We start from the raw sequence: 21,520 nt of genomic DNA, 5'->3' as shown, positions 1-21,520 counted from the left end.
GTTTGCTCGATGGGGCGACGCCTGGGACACTTGCCCGCGGTGGACATCACACTCATAGTCGTCCTGGTCATCGCGTTGGCCCTCTTCTTCGACTTCACAAACGGTTTTCACGACACCGCCAACGCGATGGCGACCCCGATCGCGACCGGCGCCATGAAGCCCAAGGTGGCGGTCACCGTCGCCGCGGTGCTCAACCTGGTCGGTGCGTTCCTCAGCACCGCCGTGGCGACGTCGATCTCGCACGGGCTGATCAACGAGGGCCCCGGTGGCGTCGCGATCAGCCCCGAGATGATCTTCGCGGGCCTGATCGGGGCGGTCGTCTGGAACATGATCACGTGGCTCCGCGGCCTGCCGTCGTCGTCGTCGCACGCGCTGTTCGGCGGGCTGATCGGTGCCGCGATCGTCGGTGCCGGGTTCCAGTCCGTCAACTACGTCGCACTGCTGACCGTCGTGATCATCCCGGCGTTCGCCTCGCCCGTGATCGCCGCGCTCGTGTCGTTCCTGTCGACGCGCATCGCGTACCGGATCACCAAGCGTCCGGTGTTCCCGAACGAGCGCGGTGGCTTCCGCATCGGGCAGGTCTTCACCAGCTCGATGGTGTCCCTCGCGCACGGCACGAACGACGCGCAGAAGACGATGGGTGTCATCACGCTGACCCTCATCGCCTCGGGCGCGCAGTCGTCGAACCAGGGCGTGCAGTTCTGGGTCGTCGTCGCCTGTGCCCTCGCGATCGCCCTCGGCACCTACACCGGCGGCTGGCGCATCATCCGCACCCTCGGCTCGGGCATCACCGAGATCCGCGCGACGCAGGGCTTCGCGGCCGAGGCATCGACCGCCGCGACGATCCTCGCCTCGAGCCACCTCGGCTTCGCCCTGTCCACCACGCAGGTGTCCTCCGGCTCCATCATCGGTGCCGGTCTCGGGCGCCGCGGCTCGAAGATCCAGTGGTCGACCGCCGGCAAGATCGTCATCGCCTGGTTCATCACCCTGCCCGCCGCGGCCGCGGTCGGCGCGGTCGCCTCGGGGATCGCCCGCCTCGGCGTCGGCGGCCTGGTGATCGACGCCGTGGTCGGTGCCGCCGTGATCCTCGGCCTGTACCTCTGGTCGCTCCGCAAGCCGCACGAGCAGGCCGCCGCCATCGAGGTCGACGTCGCCGCGAACGCGGTCCTGACCCGCAAGGAGCTGCGCGACATGCAGCGCAAGAAGCGCGCCGACGCGGTTGCCCAGCGTCGCGCCGAACTGAGCCGCGAGCGCACGCTCCGTCGCATGGCGGCCCGCAAGGGAGGCCGTCGCTGATGGGCATCGCCATTGACGGACGCAGTTTCGCATTCCTCGAAGGGGGAGACCGCTGATGGGCATCGACTGGTTCGCGTTCCTCACCGTGGCGATCGTCGCCGTGGTCTCGTCGTGCTTCGTCGTCGCCGTGTACTCGGTCGGTCTCCGGCTCTGGAGTGCCGCCGACACCCGCGCCGGGAAGTTCACCGTGAAGGACGACGGCACGATCGGCCCGGCGACCGCCGGCTTCCCGAACCCGGCCGGCGCCTCGACGGCCACGCGCGCACTCCGTGCCGCCGCCGTCGCGTGCTTCGCGGTGTGCGGTGCCGTCGTGCTCTACGGCATCTACCTGATCGTCCCGCAGTTCCACTGACGCGCGCGCTCACCGCGTGAGCAGAAGACGCCGGGTCGCCCCTCGCGACCCGGCGTCTTCTGCTCACTGGTCGTCCGTGCGCTGCGTGCGGGCCGTGACCGCGGGTCGACGGGAGGCCCGTGGCGGCCTGGCCCCGGGCCTCCCGTCCGTCGCGGGCGAGCGGGCGAAATGCCGCCGTGCGTTGCCAGGGCGACCCCGGCATTCCGCCCGCTCGCGCTGGCGGCGCGCTTGGTGAGCAGAAGATGTCGCGTCGCCGTCCGTGACCCAACATCTTCTGCTCACGAAGTGCGCGGGCGGGCGCGCTCGGTGAGCAGAAGATGTCGCGTCCCGCAGCGCGACCTGACATCTTCTGCTCACGAAGTGACGGGAGGCGCGTGGCGCCCACCGCCCCACCCCGGCGCGGTTCCGGACCGGCCGGACGGACCGGACTAGCCTCGACGTGTGACCGGCAACGAGGAGGCACCTGTGACGACGACGCGGACCGAGAGCGACTCGCTGGGATCACGGGAGGTCCCGATCGACGCGTACTGGGGCATCAACACCCTGCGGGCGCTGGAGAACTTCCCGATCACCTCCGTGCCGATCGCCGTGTACCCGGACCTCATCGAGGCACTCGTCACCGTGAAGCAGGCGGCGGCTCGGGCGAACCGGGCGATCGGTGTCCTCGACGACGAGCGTGCCGACGCGATCGACCGGGCGGCGCAGGAGGTCCGCGACGGAGCGCTCCGCGAGCAGTTCGTCGTCGACGTGGTGCAGGGCGGCGCGGGGACGAGCACGAACATGAACACGAACGAGGTCCTCGCGAACCGGGCCCTCGAACTCCTGGGGCGGGAGCGGGGCGACTACGCGTACCTGCACCCGATCGACCACGTGAACCGCAGCCAGTCGACCAACGACACGTACCCGACGAGCATCAAGATCGCGATGATCTTCGGGGTCCGTCGGCTCATCGTGCAGCTCGAGGAGCTCTCCGCGGCGTTCGCCGAGCGGGGCCGGGCCTTCGCCGACGTGCTCAAGGTCGGCCGGACCCAGCTGCAGGACGCGGTGCCGATGACCCTCGGGCAGGAGTTCACCGGGTTCTCGCACACCATCCAGGAGGACGCGGACCTGCTCCGCAAGGTGATGCCGCTGCTCGCCGAGATGAACCTCGGTGCGACGGCGATCGGCACGGGCATCACCGCGGACCCGCTCTACCGCGACGAGGTCCGCCGCCAGCTGCAGGAGGCGAGCGGCATCGACGTCGTCACCGCTCCCGACCTCATCGAGGCGACGAGCGACGCGGGGTCGTTCATGACCCTGTCCGGCATCGTGAAGCGGAGCGCCGCGAAGCTCTCGAAGATCTGCAACGACCTGCGGCTGCTGTCGTCCGGACCGCAGGCGGGCCTCGGTGAGATCACCCTGCCGGCACGCCAGGCCGGCTCGTCGATCATGCCGGGCAAGGTCAACCCGGTGATCCCCGAGGTCGTGAACCAGATCGCCTACGCGGTCGCCGGCGCGGACACCACGGTGACGATGGCGGCGGAGAGCGGGCAGCTCCAGCTCAACGCCTTCGAGCCGATCATCGCCCACTCGATCCTCCAGTCGCTGCAGTGGATGTCCCGCGGCTGCGCGACCCTGCGCGAGCACTGCGTCGTCGGCATCGAGGCGAACGAGGCGAAGCTCGCGGCCCAGGTCGACACCAACGTCGGCGTCGTCACCGCACTCACGCCGTACATCGGGTACGCGGCGGCGGCGTCGATCGCGCACACGGCGCTGACCACCTCGACGCCGATCTCGACGCTCGTCGTGGCCGCCGGCCTGATGGAGGAGGACCAGGTCATGCGGGTGCTCAGCCCGGCACGGCTGTCGGGCATCGAGCTGGCGACGGGGGCCATCCCGATCGTCACCGAGGAGATGCTGGACGCCGAGGCGCGCAAGCACTGACCCGAGCACCGCGGCCCGAGCACGGCGGCGTGAGCAGGCCCGCGCCCGCGGTCGCGCGCGCCGACGCATGCGAGCACGCGTCAGGGCAGCGGCCGCTCGCCCACCCGCACCTGCTGCGCCATCGCCCGCAGGTGCTCCTCGCCCGGGGTCGGCTCGGCGTCCTCTTCCTCGGCCACCCGAGCGGCCTCGGCCCGGACGTGCTGCGCGGCCGCGATGTCCTGGTCCCGCCAGCGCGCGAGCGTGAAGTTGCGGGTGACGTCCCGCAGCGGCAGCCGGATCGACTCGTCCGCCTCGATGCCGGCGAGCAGCTGCCGCATCCGGATCACCTCGGAGTCGAGCTCGCCGCCGACCACGAGCACGAAGTTCGAGATGTACAGGTACACGAGCAGCAGGATCGCGCCGCCGAGCCACCCGTACGCGCGGTTCCCGCCGCCGAGGGTCTCCACGTAGAGCGCGAACCCCATGGTGGCGATGGCCCAGGTCACGATCGCGAACGCGGCACCGGCGGACACCCACCGCAGCTGCGGGGTCTTCACGTTCGGCGTCGCGTAGTAGAGCACCGCCACCATCACCACGAGGTCGGCCGCGAGCACCGGCCACTTCACCACGTTCCACACGTCGTCGATCCACGGCGCCCACCCGAGCTGCCGGATCACGGCCTCGGAGATCGTCGGCGTGCCGAGCAGGATGACGATCGCGACGGCACCGCCGACCATGACGAGCAGCGTGACGAGGAGCATCATGCTGCGGAACTTCCAGATCCGCCGGCCCTCCTCGACCTCGTACGCGGTGTTCATCGCCCGCCCGAACGCAGTCGCGTAGCCGGAGAGTGACCAGAGCGTCAGCACGACGCCGATCGTGAAGCCGAGCCACGGGTTGTCCAGGGTGAGCAGCTGCCGGAGCGGTGTCTCGAGGTGCGACGCGGTCTCCGGCCGGACGATGAACCCGAGCACCTCGACGATGTCGGTGACGCTGTCGCCCTTCCGGTCGACGATCGACAGCGCGGACACGACGGCGAGCGCGGTCGGGAACACCGTCAGCAGCGCGAAGAACGTCAGCGACGCGGCCGCGTCGACGACGCGGTGCCGGATGACCGAGTGGTAGGTGCGCCGGACGACGGCGCGGACTCCCGTCCGCTGGAGGTCGCGCGATGCGCTGTCCGGCATGCGTCGTACGGTACCCGACACGTGCGGTCCTGGAGGCCCGTGGCGGGCCCGCCCCGCGCCTCCCGACTGCCTGTTGGTCGCGCTGGTGCGCCTGCAAGACACCGGTGTTCACGCTCCGCACCGCGGAACGCGGGTGTTCGACGTGCGAGCACCGGTGTTTTGCGGCCCGCCCCGACCGCCCCGACCGCCGCGGCCGTCAGTTGGCGTGCGGGTGCAGGGCGTCGTAGCGGCGGAACGAGGGGACCATGCGGAGGAGCAGCGCGACGAGGCCGATGATCAGCACGCCGCCGATGACCGGCGGGTACGCGATGCCGGCCGCGACGACCAGGCCGGCGTACAGGTCGCCGAGGCGCGGGCCGCCCGTGACGACGACGATGAAGATGCCCTGCAGCCGCCCGCGCATGCCGTCCGGCGACGCCGCCTGCAGGATCGTGTTCCGGAACACCGAGCTGACGTTGTCCGCACCGCCGGCCATCGCCAGGAACAGCGCCGCGAGCCCGAGCGCCGGCAGGATCTCGACGCCGAACGCCTCGCCCGAGCGGCCGCCGAGCACGTGCGCCAGTGCGATGACCACACCGAACCCCGCGATCGCCCCGCCGTACGCCGTGATGGCCCAGCCGACGGCCTCACCCTGGCGTCGGACGTGCCCGAGCGGCCCGGAGAACACACTCGACAGCAGCGCGCCGATCGCGTAGGCAGCGGTGAGCGTGCCGACGGTGATCGACCCGCCGCCGATGACGAGCGCCCCGATCGCGGGGAACAGCACGCGCGGCTGCCCGAACGTCATCGCGACGATGTCGAGCACGAACGTCATGGTGATGTTGCGTGACCGCCGCAGGAACTTCGCACCCTCGATGAGCGAGCCGAGCCCCGGTCGGAGTGCGCCGTGTTCGGCGGCCATCCGCGGCAGGGTGAACACCCCGAGGAACGCGAACGTGAACAGCACGACGTCGATCGTGTACGTCGGCGCGAACCCGACCGTGGCGATCAGGACGCCCGCGATCGCCGGACCGACGGTGACCTGGAACCCCGACGCGATCCCGCCCAGGGCGCTCGCCGCGGGGAGCAGGTCGGTGCCGACGAGCCGGGGCACGATGGCGGAGCGGGAGGCGTTGCTGACGGTCGCGGCAACGGCGTTCACGGTCGCCAGGACGTAGAGCAGCAGGACGCTGTGCAGGTCGAGCCAGGCGTGCGTGGCGATCAGGGCGACCGCGACCCAGGCGATGATCGACGACACGAGGGCGACGAGGCGCCGGTCGAAGGCGTCCGCGAGCATCCCGCCGTACAGCCCCGCGACGATCATCGGCACGAGCGCGATGACGCCCACCAGTGCCACGGCGAAGGTCGAGCGGGTGATCTCGTAGACCTCGAGCCCGACGGCGACGGTGGTCATCTGGGTACCGATGCCCGCGATCGCGGTGCCGGCCCAGAGCCGGGCGAAGGCGGGGGAGCGGCGGAGCGGGGTGAGGTCGGCGAGCAGGCGGCGGCGCGGCGGTGCGGGAGTCGTTGGTGTCACGGTGGAACCATTCTGCGGGCTGGACGCTCGTTGCGTCTGCCCGGTGCGCCCTCTGGTTGACTGATCGGCATGACTGACCTCAACAGCAAGCCCGAGTTCGACGCCCCCGAGGGCCCCGCCCCCACCGAACTCGTCGTCACCGACATCGTCGAGGGTTCCGGCGAGGAAGCGTCCGCCGGGTCGACCGTCAAGGTCCACTACGCCGGCGTCGAGTACGAGACCGGCGAGGAGTTCGACAGCTCCTGGAACCGCGGCGAGCCCATCGACTTCCCGCTCGCGGCGCTCGTGCGCGGCTGGCAGGAGGGCATCCCCGGCATGAAGGTCGGCGGCCGCCGCAAGCTCGTCGTCCCGCCGGAGCTCGCCTACGGCCCCGCCGGCGGTGGCCACTTCCTGTCCGGCAAGACCCTCATCTTCGTGATCGACCTGCTCGGGGTCCGCTGATGCAGGTCGGCGCCCCGACGATCGAGCTGAACGACGGCCACCGGTTCCCGGAGCTCGGCCTCGGCACCTACGGCCTGAACGGCGACGAGGGCGCGGCCGCAGTCGGCACCGCGATCGCGAGCGGCTACCGGCTGCTCGACACGGCGCTGAACTACGGCAACGAGGACGCCGTCGGCCGGGCCGTGCGCGAGTCCGAGGTGCCGCGCGAGGACCTCGTCGTCACGTCGAAGCTGCCCGGCCGACACCACGGCTACGACGAGGCACACTGCTCGATCGACGAGACCCTCGGCAACCTGGGGCTCGACCACGTCGACCTGTACCTCATCCACTGGCCGAACCCGTCGGTGGGCAGGTTCGTCGACACCTGGAAGGCGTTCGTCGACCTCCGTGACAGCGGCAAGGTCCGCTCGATCGGCGTCTCGAACTTCACACCCGAGCACCTCCGCCGCATCGTGGACGCCACCGGGGTCGCCCCGGCCGTCAACCAGGTGGAGTTGCACCCGTACTTCCCCCAGGCGGAACTGCGGAACGTGCACCAGGAGCTCGGCATCGTGACCGAGAGCTGGAGCCCACTCGCGAAGCGGTCGGAACTGCTCACCGAGCAGCCGATCGTCGACGCCGCCGCCGCGCACGGGGTGGCCCCAGGCCAGGTCGTGCTGCGCTGGCACGTCCAGCTCGGTGCCGTGCCGGTGCCGAAGTCGGGCGACGCCGCCCGCCAGAAGGAGAACCTCGACGTCTTCGGCTTCGAGCTGACCGACGACGAGGTGCAGGCGATCTCCGCGCTCGAGCGCGGCCGCCTGTGGGACGGCGACCCGGACACGCACGAAGAGATGTGACCCCATCGCGACCCTCCGGGGAGAGCGGGGTGTCCGGTGGGCAGTACACTGGTTCCCCCTCTTCCCGAAGGGTTGTGTGTGTCCGAACCGACCGAGATCGACCGTGAACGCGGCTACGTCGACGGCCTCTTCCGCCGTCTCGACGAGCTGACCGCCGAGGCCGAGCAGCGCCTCGCCGAGACCCGCCGTCAGGCCGTCGGCGGGAACCACCAGAGCCGCAGCGAGCGCGATGCGTACGCGCGGCTCTACGAGGACACCGTCGCGACGCTCGAGCGGGTGGGGGACCGGCTGGTCTTCGGCCGGCTCGAGGTCGCCGAACCCGAGAGCCCCGACGACACCTTCCGCTACATCGGCCGCGTGGGGCTGCGCGACGCCGAGCACCGGCCGCTGCTGCTCGACTGGCGCGTCCCCGGTGCCAGCGCCTTCTACCAGGCCACCGCGGCGCACCCGATGGGCATGCGCTCCCGCCGGCACCTGTCCCTGCAGGGGCGCCGGGTGGTCGGCGTCGAGGACGAGGTCTTCGACGCCTCGCTGTACGACGACGAGCGCACCCACCTGCAGGGTGAGGGGGCGCTGCTCGCCGCGGTGACCGCCGAACGCACCGGCCGGATGACCGACATCGTCGCGACGATCCAGGGCGAGCAGGACCGCATCATCCGCTCCCCGCTCGAGGGTGTGCTCATCGTGCAGGGTGGTCCCGGCACCGGCAAGACCGCCGTGGCGCTGCACCGCGCCGCCTACCTGCTCTACTCGTACCGTGAGCGGCTGCGGGGCTCCGGCGTGCTGATGGTCGGCCCGTCGCCCGCGTTCCTGACCTACATCGAGCAGGTGCTCCCGTCGCTCGGCGAGACCGGTGTCGTGATGGCCTCGCTCGGTTCGCTCTACCCGGGCGTGCACGCGACGACGCACGACACGCGCGACGTCGCCGCCGTGAAGGGCGCCGCGCAGATGGCGTCGCTCCTGCGCCGGGCCGTGCGCTCGCGCCAGGTCGCGCCGACCGAGTCGGTCACGCTCGACGTCGAGGGCGAACGGCTCGTCGTGCCGCCGCAGCTCGTCGCCGACGCCATGAAGCGTGCGCAGGACCGCGGCAAGCCGCACAACGCCGCCCGCGTCACGTTCAACAAGATCGCCCTCGACGCGATGACCCGCCTGCTCGCCGAGCAGCTGCGGGAGCGCGGCACGACGGTGGACGAAGCCGACGAGAAGGTCCTGCGCGAGGACATCCGGAGCTCGTACGACGCCCGGGTGCTGCTGAACACCGCGTGGCTGCCGCTGCCGCCGGAGAAGTTCCTCGAGGACCTCTACGCCCGGCCGAACTGGCTCGCCTCGCTGACCCCCGACTGGACGCCGGAGCGCCGCGCCCTGCTGCAGCGCGCCCGTGGCACCGCCTGGACGGTCGAGGACGTCCCCCTGCTCGACGAGGCCGCCGAACTGCTCGGTCCGTTCGACCCCACCGGCGGCGCCGCCAAGCGTGCGGCGAAGGCCAGCCGGAACCGCGACATCGAGAACGCCCGCCAGGCGATCGAGAACATGGGCGTCGAGGGCATCGTCAGCGCCGAGCAGGTCGCCGGCTCGTTCGCCGAGGGCGGCGACCCCCGCTCCACGGCCGAGCGGGCCGCCGAGGACCGCGAGTGGACCTACGGACACATCGTGGTCGACGAGGCGCAGGAGCTCTCACCGATGCAGTGGCGCGTGCTCGCCCGCCGCAACCCGCTGCGCTCGTTCACGATCGTCGGCGACATGGCCCAGGGCTCCTCGCCCGGTGCCGCACGCACCTGGGACGACGTCATCGGGGCGCTCGCCCGTCGCCGCCGAGGCCGTGCACCGCAGGTGCCGCTCGACCACCGCATCGAGCAGCTCACCGTCAACTACCGCACCCCGCGGTCCATCGTCGAGGCGGCAGGGGCCTTCGCGGACAGCGCCGGCCTCACGGTCACCCGCAACGAGGCGGTGCGCGACGGCGACCCCGTCGAGCGCGTCCGCGTCGCGCGGGCCGACCTGCTCGACACCGTCGTGGCGGTCGCCGACACCGAGCGTGCCCGGATCGGGTCCGGCACCATCGGCGTCATCGTCCCCGAGGCCCAGGTCGACACGATCCGCCGGCGGCTCGCCCGCACCGAGGCGGACGTCCGGGGGCTCGCCTCGCCGAACGCCGGCTCGCTCACGGTGCTGACGGGTGCGGACGCCAAGGGCCTGGAGTTCGACGGCGTGCTGCTCGTCGACCCGGACGGCGTGGGCGCCGACGCCGCCCGTGCCGCCGCCGCGGTCTACGTCGCGATGACGCGTCCGACCCGTCGTCTGACGGTCATCGACGTCGACTGACGATGGCGCGCGTCCGACGCGCACTCCGTGAGCAGGAACGGTCCGGGTCCGTCGGTCCCACGCGACCGCTCCTGCTCACGACCGTTGGGCGGTGGCGTCTCCGCGGGGCGGACGGGAGGCCCGGTGCGGGCCCGCCACGGGCCTCCCGGTTCAGGTCGGGTCGCCTTCGGACCGCACCCGCGCGACCAGGTCGGCCCACGGACCGTCGAGGCGGCGACCCGGGATCGTCACGGTGGTGCGCTCGACGGTGATCGTCCAGCTGAAGTCGTCGGGGACGGGCTCGGCCGTCGGTGCCGGGGTACGCCGCAGCGCGTCGACGACGTCGGACCACGCCGTGGGGTCGCTGCTCGTGTCGGTGTCGACCCGCCAGCGCCGTGTGGTGCCGGCGAAGCCCCCGGAGCGGCGGACCTCGATGCGCATGGCCCCGACGGTACGCCCGGGTGGCCTGCTCAGTCGAGCACGCCCACCTGCTGCCAGGCCTGACGGACCGCGGTCTGCTCGGCGGAACCGTCCCCGAACCGCCGCCCGGCCGCGTCGACGGTGACGGTGGCGAAGCCGGCGAAGTCGATCGAGGCGGTCACCTCGGCCGACGTCAGAGCGTCCCACCAGACGGCACCGGCGCCCAGCCACGCGGGGCCGCCGATGGCCGTGGCCGCCAGGAAGAACGCGTGGTTCGGGATGCCGGAGTTCGTGTGGACCCCACCGGCGTCGTCCGTGGTGACGACGAAGCCGGACATGGTCGCCGGCTGCGGGTCCTTCCCGAGCACCGGGTCGTCGTACGCGGTGCCGGGGGCCCGCATCGACCGGAGCGCGTCGCCCTGCACGGCGTCGGTGAACAGCCCCTCGCCGATGAGCCAGTTCGCCTGCTCCGCCGTCTGCCCCGCCGCGTACTGGGCGACCAGGGAGCCGAAGACGTCGCTGATCGACTCGTTGAGGGCGCCCGACTGGCCCTGGTAGGTCAGGTCGGCGGTGTACTGCGTGACGCCGTGCGCGAGCTCGTGGCCGATGACGTCGAGCGCGACGGTGAAGCGGCGGAACACCTCGTCGTCGCCGTCGCCGAACACCATCCGGTTGCCGTCCCAGTAGGCGTTGTCGTAGTCCTGGCCGTAGTGCACGGTCGCGTCGAGGGGGAGCCCGGCGCCGTCGATCGACACCCGGTCGAACACCTTGAGCCAGAAGGCGTGCGTGGCGCCGAGGCCCGCGTACGCCTCGTCGACCGCGGCGTCACCGGAGTCGGCGTCGCCCTCGCGCCGGACGACGGTGCCGGGCAGCGTCGTGGTGCCGTGCGCGTCGGTGATCGTCCGCTGCGGGGAGCGGTCGACGGCACCGCTGACGCCGCGCGGTGCGACCAGGTGCGCGTGCTTCGGCGCCTGCACGGCGTCGAGCGAGGCCAGTGCGGTGCGTGCCGCCGAGGCCGCCCGGGGGAACGCATCGGCACCGGCGACGGCGCGGAGCAGGTAGGGCGGGACGACGGAGCGGATGCGGTCGGTCGCGGTCATGCGCACATGCAACCACCGGGCACCGACACGGCCCTGCGCGGGCCGTCTCGTGGCGGGGTCAGTCGCGCTTGCGGTGCTCGACGAGGGCCAGCGCGTACGACTCCCACCACTGGCCGGCCGCGGGGCCGCCGTTGCAGGTGCCGTCGCTGAGCCCCGGTGTCTTCACCCAGAGCAGGGCGTCGAGCCGCGTGCTGCCGCCGGTGACGTGCGGCTCCTGGCCGAGGCCGGCACCCTCGGGGTTGCACCAGGTGCCCCGCCACCCCTGCCCGTTGCGGGAGACGTCGATGACGAAGTGCGGGTCGCCGCCGATCGCGTCGGCGAGCTCGTCGGCGTACGCGCGCTCCTGGTCGACCCGGTAGAAGTTCGACACGTTCGTGAAGAAGCCCTGCACCTCGTCGACGCCGGCCTGCCGCAGCCAGTCGGCCATGGTGGCGGTCGGCACACGGTTCTCGTTGCCGCCGTCCAGGTACACGGTGAGCCCGTGGCCGGTCAGGGCGTCGACGGCCTTCCGCAGCAGGGGCAGGCGTTCGTCGCGCAGCCGCTCGCAGTTCTGGATCTGGGCGATCGAGTCGGGTTCGACGAGCACGACCGCGTGCGAACCGGCCATCGCCCGGACGGCGGACCGGACCCACGGCAGGTAGGCGTCGTCCTCGGTGCCGCCCTTCGAGTAGCTGCCGCAGTCACGGTCCGGGATGTTGTAGAGGACGAACACGGGGGTGCCACCGCGTTCCTCCGCCGTGCTGACCACCGACCGGATCGTCGAGCGGGTCTCGGCCCGCGAGGTGTTCGTCAGCCACGTCGCGATCGGCTGGTCGGCGATCACCGCGATCTGCTCGGCGGTCTCGGCGTCGCCCTCGGCCCGGGCCTGGCGCTCGCGGAGGCCGGCCTGGTTCACGGCGGTCGGCTGGCGCGCGAGCCCGCCCGGGAACGCCTCGGCCGCGGACTTCCGCTCGGCGACGCTGCGCCCGCTCGGGGTACGGTCGCCGTCCGGCTGGCCGCCGTTCCACGGGCCGACGACCACGAGGGTCGTGACGACCGCGGCGACGACGACAGCCGCAGCGGCGATCCACCCCCACTGCCGCAGGCCGCCGGTGCGGTTGCGGCGTGGGGTGCTGGGTGCCTCGTGCTCCGGCATGCTGCGGTGCTCCTGATCTGACCGTGCGGTGTCGGTGGTGCGGGCACCGATCGCGCCCGGACCCATGCTGACAGGTGCGGGGGAGTCCTGACCAGCGCCGATCCGCGATCGCCCAGGTGTCGCACCGACGGCTGACAGGAGCGCTCCAGCGACCGCGCAGGACCGTGCAGCACACTGTGCGGATGTTCCGTCGACTCCTCCTCCTCGCCCTGACCGCGGGCTACGCCTGGGTGATCTGGCGGATGACGCTGACCCCGCAGGTCTTCACCTCGGCCCAGAACTCCCTCGTGCTGCACGCGATCGCCTGGGTGCAGCAGCTGCCGCACGGTGCCTGGTTCACGTACGAGCGCACCGAGTTCCTCGCCAACATCGCGATGTTCGTGCCCGTGGGGATGCTCGCGGCGCTGTGGTTGCCCCGGCGCTGGTGGATCCTCGGCGCGCTCGTCGCGGTCGCGCTGTCGACCGGCATCGAGTTCGCGCAGGCCACGTACCTGCCGTACCGCGTCGCGGACCCGCGCGACGTGCTGTCGAACGGCCTCGGCGGACTGCTCGGCGCGACGCTGGTCGGACTCGTCCGCAGCCTGCTGCCGGAGCGTCGTCGCCGACGCCGTCTGCACCCCAGGACCGCCTAGGACTCTGGTAGTCTTGTGCGGTTGCCGTCGAACGGCCGCGGACAAAGAGCGCTCGTGCATCAGGCACGGGCACCGCGCAACGGACAGGAAGGGGATCACCATGGCACTTGACGCACAGGTCAAGCAGGAGATCATCGAAGAGTACGCGACCCACCCGGGCGACACCGGATCCCCCGAGGTCCAGGTCGCCGTTCTGACGCGTCGTATCAACGACCTGAACGAGCACCTCAAGGAGCACAAGCACGACCACCACTCGCGTCGTGGCCTGCTCCTCATGGTCGGTCAGCGTCGCCGTCTCCTCGGCTACCTCTCCGACGTCGACATCGCCCGCTACCGCACGCTCATCGAGCGCCTCGGCCTGCGTCGCTAGTCGACCGACACACGCTTGACCGAACGCCCCGGTCCTCTTCGTGAGGACCGGGGCGTTCTTCGTTCCCGGGGCGTTCGACGCTCGGCGGGGGCGCGCTCCGTCCTCGGTCGGTCGCGACACGTCGCCCGCGCTCTTGCGGCGGTCATGATTCGTCGGCCACCGGGGTCCCAAGCGACACTTCGTGACCGGTCCGGAGTCAGCGCGCGGGGAGTCGTGACCGATCGGCACGCTGCTCGATGGCGGGAATGGTTGCGATGGTGACCCGGTTGGATGCTATGTTCATGCAAACGCATCGAAAGTCGGGAAGCATCATGACCACCATCGCCGTCGTCTCCGCCGGACTCTCCGAGCCCAGCTCCACCCGCCTGCTCGCCGACCGCCTGGGGGAGGCCGCGGTGTCCTCGCTCGTCGCCGAGGGCACCCCCGCACACGTCGTGCACGTCGAACTCCGACCGCTCGCGCACGAGATCACCGACGCGATGCTCACCGGGTTCGCGGCCCCGGCGCTCTCCGCAGCGACGGCCGCCGTGGTCGAGGCCGACGCCGTCGTGTTCGTCACGCCGATCTTCACCGCGGGCGTCAGTGGGCTGGCGAAGTCGTTCCTGGACGTGCTCGACAAGGACTCGATGGCCGACATGCCCGTCCTGCTCGGTGCGACCGGCGGGACGTCGCGGCACTCGCTCGCGATCGACCACGCCCTCCGGCCGGTCTTCGCGTACCTGCGCGCGGCGATCGTGCCCACCGGGGTGTTCGCCGCGACCGACGACTGGGGGACCGACGGTGACGCGGCCGCCCTGGACGGTCGCATCCGCCGGGCCGGAGCCGACCTGGCCTGGGCGATCCGGGCCTCCAGTCGGACCCCGCAGGAAGCCGACGCGCTCCCCGCGACCCCGGACTTCGCGAGCCTGCTCGGTGGCCTCGGCCACTGACTCGCTCCCGAGACGCCGCCGTGTTCGCGAGACGCCGCCGAATCGGGCGGCGTCTCGTGCGTTCGGCGGCGTCTCAGTGAAACGACGGCGTCAACCGGACGGTCAGTACCAGTGCGGGTTGACGCTCATCTCGTGGTTCCAGGCGCCGCAGGGTGAGCCGTAGGCGCTCTTGATGTAGGCCAGGCCCCAGTTGATCTGCGTCGCGGCGTTCGTCCGCCAGTCGGCTCCGGCGACCGCCATCTTCTCGGCCGGCAGTGACTGCGGGATGCCGTAGGCGCCGCTCGAGGCGTTCAACGCGTTCGCCCGCCACCCGGACTCCTGCGTCCACAGTGACACCAGGCACGAGAACTGGTCGTCGCCCCATCCGTTCGACGCCAGGGCTCCGCGCGCGTAGGCCTGAGCGCCGGCCGGGTCGACGACGACGCCGCCGGTGCTCGGGTAGGACGTGCCGGTCCCGCCACTGGTCGCGCCGCCGCCGTCGTTCGCCGCTGCCGCGTTCGCCGCTGCCTCGGCCGCTGCGGCTGCGGCCCGCTTGCGCTGCTGCTCCGCCTTCTGCGCGGCGACCCGCTGGCCGAGCTCGTACCCGGCCTCCTGCTTCGCGGTGCTGTCCCTGAGTGACGCGAGCTGCGCGTACAGCTCGTCGCTGTGCCGCTCCGTCGACTCGACGGCGGCGTCCGCCGCCTGTTCCGCCGACTTCGCAGCAGCCGAACGTTCCTCGGCGGCCTGCGCGCGCGTCGCGCGCTCCGTCTCCGCCCGCTGGGCCTGTTCCTGCAGCGACGAGGCCGTTCCGGCGGCGACGGACGCGTCGTCCATGACGCCCGACCAGGTCTCCGACAGCTGGTCGAGCGCGCCGAGCTGGTACAGGAGCTGGTCGGGGTTCGTCGCGGTGGCGATCCGGGTGGTCATCTGGTTCGTGCTGCCGTCGCGGTACAGGTCCGCGGCCAGCTGGCCAGCCCGTTGCTGGGCCCGGTCCGCCGTCTCGGCTGCGTGGTGCGCCTGGGCCTGGAGGCTCGTGGCGGCCTGGGCGGCCGTCGCCAGCTCCGCCTCGGCCGCGTCCGCCTTCGACGAGGCGACCAGGGCGGCCTGCGACTTCGCGGCCGCTTCGTCCTGCGCCGACTGCAGTGCAGCCTGCACCTTCTGCACCTCGGCACGCTTCGCGGTCTCGTTGCCCTTCGCGCGCTGCACGTCCTGCCAGGTCGGGTACTCGGTCGCGTTCGCGGGCACGGCGGTGAGGGCCGGGGCGACGAGCGCGCCGACGACCACGGCGGCCGCGACGAGCACGCCCCGCGAGGGGGTGAGGCGCATGTCGGCAGGCTACCGATGTTCACCAGGAGTCCAGCGAGCCGCGCCGCCCACAGCCTGAGGACTGGTAAAGTCCATCGTGTCCGAGGACTCATTCCCCGGACGTCACACACAACACTGCGCAGGCCGGGCACGGAGCTGGTCATCGGTGGTGGCTCGCGGGCCGGAACGGTTTCCCGAGTGCTTCTACTGCTGGCCAGACATGCGTCCGGAACGATCGGCGCGCACGCACCATCGAGTGCCGTCGCCACGGCCTGCCGGAAACACATCAAGGAGGCGCCCTTTTGGAGGGTCCCGAGATCAAGTTCGCCGAAGCCGTCATCGACAACGGCAAGTACGGCAAGCGCACCGTCCGGTTCGAGACCGGTCGGCTCGCACAGCAGGCACAGGGCGCGGTCGCCGCGTACCTCGACGAGGAAACGATGCTCCTCTCGGCCACCAGTGCCGGCAAGCACCCGCGTGAAGGATTCGACTTCTTCCCGCTGACCGTCGACGTCGAGGAGCGCTCCTACGCCGCCGGCAAGATCCCCGGTTCGTTCTTCCGTCGCGAAGGCCGTCCGTCGACCGAAGCCATCCTCGTCTGCCGTCTCATCGACCGGCCGCTGCGTCCGTCGTTCGTCGACGGCCTCCGCAACGAGGTGCAGATCGTCATCACCGTCCTGAGCATCGCTCCGGACGAGTTCTACGACGCGCTGGCCATCAACGCCGCGTCCGCGTCGACGCAGATCTCCGGTCTGCCGTTCTCCGGCCCGATCGCCGGTGTGCGCCTCGCGCTCATCGGTGACCAGTGGGTCGCGTTCCCGAAGGCCTCGCAGCTGGCCGACGCCGTGTTCGACCTCACCGTCGCCGGCCGTGTCGTCACGGACGAGGCGGGCAACGAGGACGTCGCGATCATGATGGTCGAGGCCGAGGCCACCGAGCACGCCTGGGACCTCATCCAGGGCGGCGCCACCAAGCCCGACGAGGCCATCGTCGCGCAGGGCCTCGAGGCGGCGAAGCCGTTCCTCAAGTCCCTCGTCGACGCGCAGGCCAAGCTCGCCGCGCAGTCGGCCAAGGAGATCCAGGACTTCCCGGTCTTCCCGCCGTACGCGCCCGAGGTCTACTCCGCGGTCGAGGCCCTCGCGCTCTCCGAGCTCGGTGACGTCTACAAGATCGCCGCCAAGACCGAGCGTCAGGACGCCGACGACGCGCTCAAGTCGCGCGTCAAGGCCGCCATCGCGGAGCAGGTCACCGCGGGCTCGCTGCCCGAGGTCGCCAACTCGCAGGTCGGCGCCGCGTACAAGTCGGTCACGAAGAAGGTCGTCCGCGGCCGCATCCTGACCGAGCAGATCCGCATGGACGGTCGCGGCCTCGCCGACATCCGTCCGCTCGACGCCGAGGTCGCCGTGATCCCGCGCGTCCACGGTTCGGCGATCTTCCAGCGCGGTGAGACGCAGATCCTCGGCGTCACCACGCTGAACATGCTCAAGATGGAGCAGCAGATCGACTCGCTGTCGCCCGTCACGAAGAAGCGCTACCTGCACCACTACAACTTCCCGCCCTACTCGACCGGTGAGACCGGCCGCGTGGGTTCGCCGAAGCGTCGCGAGATCGGGCACGGCTTCCTCGCCGAGCGCGCCCTCGTGCCGGTGCTGCCGTCGCGTGACGAGTTCCCGTACGCCATCCGTCAGGTCTCCGAGGCGCTCAGCTCCAACGGCTCGACCTCGATGGGTTCCGTCTGCGCCTCGACCCTGTCGCTGCTCAACGCCGGTGTGCCCCTCAAGGCCCCGGTCGCCGGCATCGCGATGGGCCTGGTCTCCGACACCGTCGACGGTCAGACCCGCTACGCGGCACTGACCGACATCCTCGGTGCGGAAGACGCCCTCGGCGACATGGACTTCAAGGTCGCCGGTACCTCGGAGTTCGTCACCGCGATCCAGCTCGACACCAAGCTCGACGGCATCCCGTCGACGGTGCTCGACGCGGCGCTCAAGCAGGCCAAGGAGGCCCGCTCGGCCATCCTCGGTGTGCTGAACGAGGCGATCGACGCACCCGACGAGATGGCGGACACCGCTCCTCGCGTGATCTCGGTGCAGATCCCCGTCGACAAGATCGGCGAGCTGATCGGCCCGAAGGGCAAGACGATCAACGGCATCCAGGACACCACGGGCGCCGACATCTCGATCGAGGACAACGGCACCGTCTACATCGGCGCCGTCGACGGTCCGTCGGCCGAGGCCGCTCGTGCCCAGGTCAACGCGATCGCGAACCCGACCAACCCGGAGATCGGGGACCAGTTCCTCGGCACCGTCGTGAAGATCGCCACGTTCGGCGCCTTCGTGTCGCTGCTCCCGGGCCGCGACGGTCTGCTCCACGTCTCCGAGGTGCGCAAGCTCGCTGGTGGCAAGCGTGTCGAGAACGTCGAAGACGTCCTGGGCGTCGGCCAGAAGGTCCTGGTCGAGGTCACCAAGGTGGACGACCGCGGCAAGCTGTCGCTCGCGCCCGTCGTGGCCGACGAGACCGAGGGTGACTCCACTTCGGCCGAGACGGTCCGCGCGCACGCCGAGGACCCGGCCGAGGGCTGATCCTCACAGCGTCCTGACGCACGAACGGCCGCCGTCCCTTCCGGGGCGGCGGCCGTTCGCCGTTGCGGGAGCGTGCGGGGCGTGCGGTGCGCTGCGTCGGCCGCGGAAGTTTCGCGGTGAGCGACACGTCACGGGCGCGGCGCCGCGTGGACTGTCGCTGTGCCCGAAAGGTCGCGGCGCCGGCGCGCACACGGTCAGGCGGCGGGCGTCTCCTGCGTGCCCATGAGCTGCGCGCGTCCGAGCAGGTGGTCGCGGAGCATGAAGCCCACGACCGCCGGGGTCGCGTCTGCCGGCACCTCGAGCACCGGCACGTCGAGGGCGCTCAGCGTGAAGAAGTAGCGGTGCACGCCGTGGCCCGCGGGCGGTGCGGCGCCGAGGAAGGTGTCCGAGCCGAACTCGTTGCGACGGCGGAGCGCCTCGGCAGGCAGCAGGGCGTCATCCGTGCCGGCACCGGCGGGGAGCGAGGTCACCGAGCCAGGGATGTCGGTCAGGCTCCAGTGCCAGAAGCCGGAGCCGGTCGGTGCATCGGGGTCGTACACCGTGAGGACGAAGCTCTTCGTGCCCTCCGGGGCGTCCGACCACTCGAGTGCGGGGGAGCGGTCCTCGCCGCCGACGTCGGAGCCGCGCGCCGAGGTGGGCAGCGCAGCCCCGTCGGCGAAGTCGGGGCTCGTCAGGGTGAAGGACGGGACGTCGGGCAGGTTCCAGTTGGGGTCGTTGGCCATGTCCCCAGCCAACACCCGCCGGCTCGGGCTGCGCTCGATGCGCGCGGCGGGCTGTGGAAGTTCGCACGGGACGGCCTGGAGGCGCGGTGCGGGGCCGCCACGGGCCTCCCGTCCGTCTGCGGTCACCACGACCGCCCCGCGAAGGCGACAGATCTGCGTCACGCGGGTGCATCCCTGCCGCGAAGGCGACAGGATCCCGCGAACTGTTCGCGGTGATCTGTCGCTTTCGTGCAAGCGAGAGCGACAGCCGAACGCGACAGCGCGGGCGGGAGCCGGGCGTCAGCCCGCGAGCACCCGGTCGACCACGCGGTTGAGTGCGGCGGTCGCGGCGATCGCGTCTCCGGCGTAGGCGCCGGCCATCGCTCCGTCACGCGCGAGCATGAGCTCGTCGGCGCCGTCGCCGGGGAGGGGGTGTCCGGCCTCCTGCAACAGGGTCGCGAGCCGCTCCGTGTACCACTCGCGGTGGGTGGCGACGACCTGGCGGACCGGGTCGCGCGGGTCGTGGTACTCGGCGGCGGCGTGCAGGAACGCACAGCCGCGGAACGCCGGGTCGTTGACGTCGTCGGCCAGTGTTGCGACCCAGGCGCGGACGGCGCGCTCGGGGGAGCCGGCGTCGGCGATGAGCTGCTCCATCCGCCCCTGCACGCGCTCGTGCTGGGTGCGGATGTAGGCGAGGATCAGGTTGTCCTTCGACCCGTAGTGCTTGTAGAACGTCGCCTTCGTGACGCTCGCCTCGGAGATGAGACGGTCGACGCCGACGCTGTGGATGCCCTCTTCGTAGAAGAGTCGCGTGGCGGTCTCGAGGACACGGACCTTCGCGCCGCCGGAGCGGGGAGTCGGGGGGACGCTCGACCCGTCCGGCGACGCGAGGTTCTTGCTCGGGCCGGGGAGACGCTGGACGGCCGGTTGGGGGGAATCGACCGTCACAGCGTGTACTCCTCGGACTCATCGGCTCCGCGACCGGAGTGGGGGGACTCGGTGGTCGCGCAGGACTGATGTCCCGAGCCGCCGGATCGGAACTTAGGGGGGCTTTCGATCCGGCGTGAGCAACAGTAGCACAAGGAGGACAGACAGACGAGTCGGTCTGTCCGCACTTTCTGTACCCCACTTCGAGTGTCAGGAGCGCCGGGCCGGGAAACTGGGCGGGCCGCCCCGACGGATCAGTAGGCTCGTCTGCGATGAACCAGCCAGTGCCACTGCCGCTCGGGGCCCCGGACACGTCGTTCCTGACGTCCGGCGGGGCCTTCGTCCGTCGCACCGTGCTGCCGTCGGGTGTCCGTGTGCTGACCGAGGCGGTGCCGGGTGCCGCGTCGACGAGCATCGGGTTCTGGGTCGGCGTCGGTTCGCGTGACGAACGCGACGGTCAGTTCGGGTCGACCCACTTCCTCGAACACCTGCTCTTCAAGGGCACGGAGACCCGATCGGCGCTCGACATCGCCATCGCCTTCGACTCGGTCGGCGGCGAGCACAACGCCGCGACCGCCAAGGAGTACACCTGCTACTACGCACGGGTCCGGGACGCCGACGTCCCGATGGCCGTGAACGTCATCGGTGACATGGTCACCGGCTCGGTGCTCGAGCCGGACGCCTTCGCCGTCGAGCGCGGCGTCATCCTCGAAGAACTCGCGATGGCCGCCGACGACCCGGCCGACGTCGCGGGCGAGGCGTTCTTCGCCGCGGCCTTCGGCGGACACCCGCTCGGCCGTCCGATCGGCGGGACCCCGGACAGCATCCGCGCGGTCCAGCGCGACGAGGTGCTGGCCCACTACCGCGAGCACTACGCACCGAACGGCATCGTCGTCACCGCCGCCGGTGCCGTCGACCACGACCGGTTCTGCGAACTCGTCGCCGGGGTCTTCCACGGCGCGCCCGACGCCGACCCGCTGCCACGTCGCACCCCCGAGACCGTCGCCGACCCGGTCGAGCCGAAGCTGTCCGTGGTGCACCGCCCGACCGAGCAGGTCAGCATGCTCCGGGGCTCGCAGGGCCTCGACCTGCGCGACGACCGCCGGCCCTCGCTCAGCGTCCTGAACGCCGTGCTCGGCGGCGGGATGAGCTCGCGCCTGTTCCAGGAGGTCCGCGAGCGTCGCGGGCTGGCCTACGCGGTGTCGTCGTTCGCCCCGGCCTACCTGGACAACGGTGCGTTCGGCGTCTACGCCGGGTGCGCGCCGGACAACGTCGCCGGCGTCGTCGACATCGTCGACGCGGAGTTCCGCCGGATGGTCGACCACGGCATCACCGACGACGAACTCCGTCGCGCGAAGGGCCAGATCGAGGGGGCACTGACGCTCTCGCTCGAGGACTCCGACGCCCGGATGACCCGCCTCGGCCGCTCCGAGCTCGGCACGGGGGAGTACACCGACCTCTCGACCGCGCTCGAACGCGTCGACGGCGTCACCACCGACGGCGTACTCGAACTCGCGCGCGACCTGCTCACCCGACCGACGATCACCTCGGTGGTCGGTGCCGTGCAGCAGGACGAACTCGCCGCGGCCATCGGGATCGGCAGCTGAGC

Annotated in this window: 19 protein-coding genes; 11 read left to right on the top strand and 8 right to left on the bottom strand. The window is 71.5% G+C overall.

The genetic code is table 11. The features are described 5' to 3' along the window. The first annotated feature begins 39 nt into the window (after positions 1-39). The 3 genes from KK087_RS09395 (at position 40) to KK087_RS09385 (ending at position 3,571) form a co-directional block, all read left to right on the top strand. Entirely contained in the window at positions 40-1,296 is a 1,257-nt protein-coding gene (locus KK087_RS09395) for an inorganic phosphate transporter (protein ID WP_214531392.1), read from the top strand. A gap of 55 nt (positions 1,297-1,351) precedes the next feature. After that, entirely contained in the window at positions 1,352-1,648 is a 297-nt protein-coding gene (locus tag KK087_RS09390) for a hypothetical protein (protein ID WP_214531393.1), read from the top strand. Positions 1,649-2,089: 441 nt separating this feature from the next. Continuing rightward, the gene (locus KK087_RS09385) at positions 2,090-3,571 is read left to right on the top strand and encodes an aspartate ammonia-lyase (RefSeq protein WP_214564934.1); all 1,482 of its coding nucleotides are present in this window, start codon (positions 2,090-2,092) and stop codon (positions 3,569-3,571) included. Positions 3,572-3,651: 80 nt separating this feature from the next. On the opposite strand, the gene KK087_RS09380 is transcribed toward KK087_RS09385, so the two are convergent. Beyond that, positions 3,652-4,737: a YihY/virulence factor BrkB family protein gene (locus KK087_RS09380; protein ID WP_111224104.1), complete on the bottom strand. Its 1,086-nt coding sequence runs from the start codon at positions 4,735-4,737 to the stop codon at positions 3,652-3,654. Positions 4,738-4,933: 196 nt separating this feature from the next. Then, positions 4,934-6,253 (bottom strand): MFS transporter, encoded by a 1,320-nt coding sequence (locus KK087_RS09375; RefSeq protein WP_214564933.1) that lies wholly within the window; start codon positions 6,251-6,253, stop codon positions 4,934-4,936. A gap of 69 nt (positions 6,254-6,322) precedes the next feature. Here KK087_RS09375 and KK087_RS09370 point away from each other — a divergent pair, with 69 nt between their 5' ends. The 3 genes from KK087_RS09370 to KK087_RS09360 all read left to right on the top strand — a co-directional run bounded on the left by KK087_RS09370 (position 6,323) and on the right by KK087_RS09360 (position 9,852). After that, a complete protein-coding gene (locus tag KK087_RS09370; RefSeq protein ID WP_017885942.1) occupies positions 6,323-6,694 on the top strand; it encodes an FKBP-type peptidyl-prolyl cis-trans isomerase in 372 nt (123 codons plus the stop codon). Continuing rightward, the gene (locus tag KK087_RS09365; protein ID WP_214564932.1) at positions 6,694-7,530 is read left to right on the top strand and encodes an aldo/keto reductase; all 837 of its coding nucleotides are present in this window, start codon (positions 6,694-6,696) and stop codon (positions 7,528-7,530) included. The genes KK087_RS09370 and KK087_RS09365 overlap by 1 nt, the downstream gene beginning before the upstream one ends. A 78-nt stretch (positions 7,531-7,608) precedes the next feature. Beyond that, a complete protein-coding gene (locus KK087_RS09360) occupies positions 7,609-9,852 on the top strand; it encodes a HelD family protein (protein ID WP_214564931.1) in 2,244 nt (747 codons plus the stop codon). A 150-nt stretch (positions 9,853-10,002) separates the two neighbouring features. Here the strand turns inward: KK087_RS09360 and KK087_RS09355 are convergent, their stop codons facing one another. The 3 genes from KK087_RS09355 to KK087_RS09345 are packed head-to-tail and all read right to left on the bottom strand — an operon-like array spanning position 10,003 to position 12,486. Continuing rightward, positions 10,003-10,272 carry a protealysin inhibitor emfourin gene (locus KK087_RS09355; RefSeq protein ID WP_111033192.1) on the bottom strand — a complete coding sequence of 90 codons (270 nt, stop codon included), beginning with the start codon at positions 10,270-10,272 and terminating at the stop codon, positions 10,003-10,005. Positions 10,273-10,301: 29 nt separating this feature from the next. Beyond that, positions 10,302-11,351 (bottom strand): M4 family metallopeptidase, encoded by a 1,050-nt coding sequence (locus tag KK087_RS09350; protein ID WP_214564930.1) that lies wholly within the window; start codon positions 11,349-11,351, stop codon positions 10,302-10,304. A 58-nt stretch (positions 11,352-11,409) separates the two neighbouring features. Continuing rightward, positions 11,410-12,486, bottom strand: coding sequence for a glycoside hydrolase family 6 protein (locus KK087_RS09345; RefSeq protein ID WP_128781326.1), 1,077 nt, complete (start codon positions 12,484-12,486; stop codon positions 11,410-11,412). 182 nt (positions 12,487-12,668) lie between these two features. On the opposite strand from KK087_RS09345, the gene KK087_RS09340 reads away from it, so the two are divergent. The 3 genes from KK087_RS09340 to KK087_RS09330 all read left to right on the top strand — a co-directional run bounded on the left by KK087_RS09340 (position 12,669) and on the right by KK087_RS09330 (position 14,417). Next, on the top strand, positions 12,669-13,118 hold the full coding sequence (locus KK087_RS09340; RefSeq protein ID WP_084741173.1) for a VanZ family protein: 450 nt from the start codon (positions 12,669-12,671) through the stop codon (positions 13,116-13,118). A gap of 100 nt (positions 13,119-13,218) precedes the next feature. Further along, a complete protein-coding gene (gene rpsO / locus KK087_RS09335) occupies positions 13,219-13,488 on the top strand; it encodes a 30S ribosomal protein S15 (RefSeq protein ID WP_017885935.1) in 270 nt (89 codons plus the stop codon). Positions 13,489-13,799: 311 nt separating this feature from the next. Then, entirely contained in the window at positions 13,800-14,417 is a 618-nt protein-coding gene (locus KK087_RS09330; RefSeq protein WP_214564929.1) for a CE1759 family FMN reductase, read from the top strand. Between the two features lie 102 nt (positions 14,418-14,519). On the opposite strand, the gene KK087_RS09325 is transcribed toward KK087_RS09330, so the two are convergent. Continuing rightward, positions 14,520-15,722: a coiled-coil domain-containing protein gene (locus tag KK087_RS09325; protein WP_214564928.1), complete on the bottom strand. Its 1,203-nt coding sequence runs from the start codon at positions 15,720-15,722 to the stop codon at positions 14,520-14,522. Between the two features lie 281 nt (positions 15,723-16,003). Between KK087_RS09325 and KK087_RS09320 the strand changes: the two genes are divergently transcribed. Next, complete coding sequence (locus tag KK087_RS09320) at positions 16,004-18,283, top strand: polyribonucleotide nucleotidyltransferase (protein WP_110864729.1); 2,280 nt, start codon at positions 16,004-16,006, stop codon at positions 18,281-18,283. Between the two features lie 194 nt (positions 18,284-18,477). On the opposite strand, the gene KK087_RS09315 is transcribed toward KK087_RS09320, so the two are convergent. After that, entirely contained in the window at positions 18,478-19,005 is a 528-nt protein-coding gene (locus KK087_RS09315; protein WP_214543628.1) for a YbhB/YbcL family Raf kinase inhibitor-like protein, read from the bottom strand. Positions 19,006-19,284: 279 nt separating this feature from the next. After that, complete coding sequence (locus tag KK087_RS09310) at positions 19,285-19,932, bottom strand: TetR/AcrR family transcriptional regulator (RefSeq protein ID WP_214530686.1); 648 nt, start codon at positions 19,930-19,932, stop codon at positions 19,285-19,287. 251 nt (positions 19,933-20,183) lie between these two features. Between KK087_RS09310 and KK087_RS09305 the strand changes: the two genes are divergently transcribed. After that, the gene (locus tag KK087_RS09305) at positions 20,184-21,518 is read left to right on the top strand and encodes a M16 family metallopeptidase (protein WP_214564927.1); all 1,335 of its coding nucleotides are present in this window, start codon (positions 20,184-20,186) and stop codon (positions 21,516-21,518) included. The last annotated feature ends 2 nt before the right edge of the window (positions 21,519-21,520 follow it).

Origin of the sequence: Curtobacterium aurantiacum, assembly GCF_018598555.1 — a bacterium.
Lineage (GTDB): Bacteria > Actinomycetota > Actinomycetes > Actinomycetales > Microbacteriaceae > Curtobacterium > Curtobacterium aurantiacum.
Note: the sequence above shows the minus strand (reverse complement) of the source record. Positions and strands in the feature narration are given on the sequence as shown.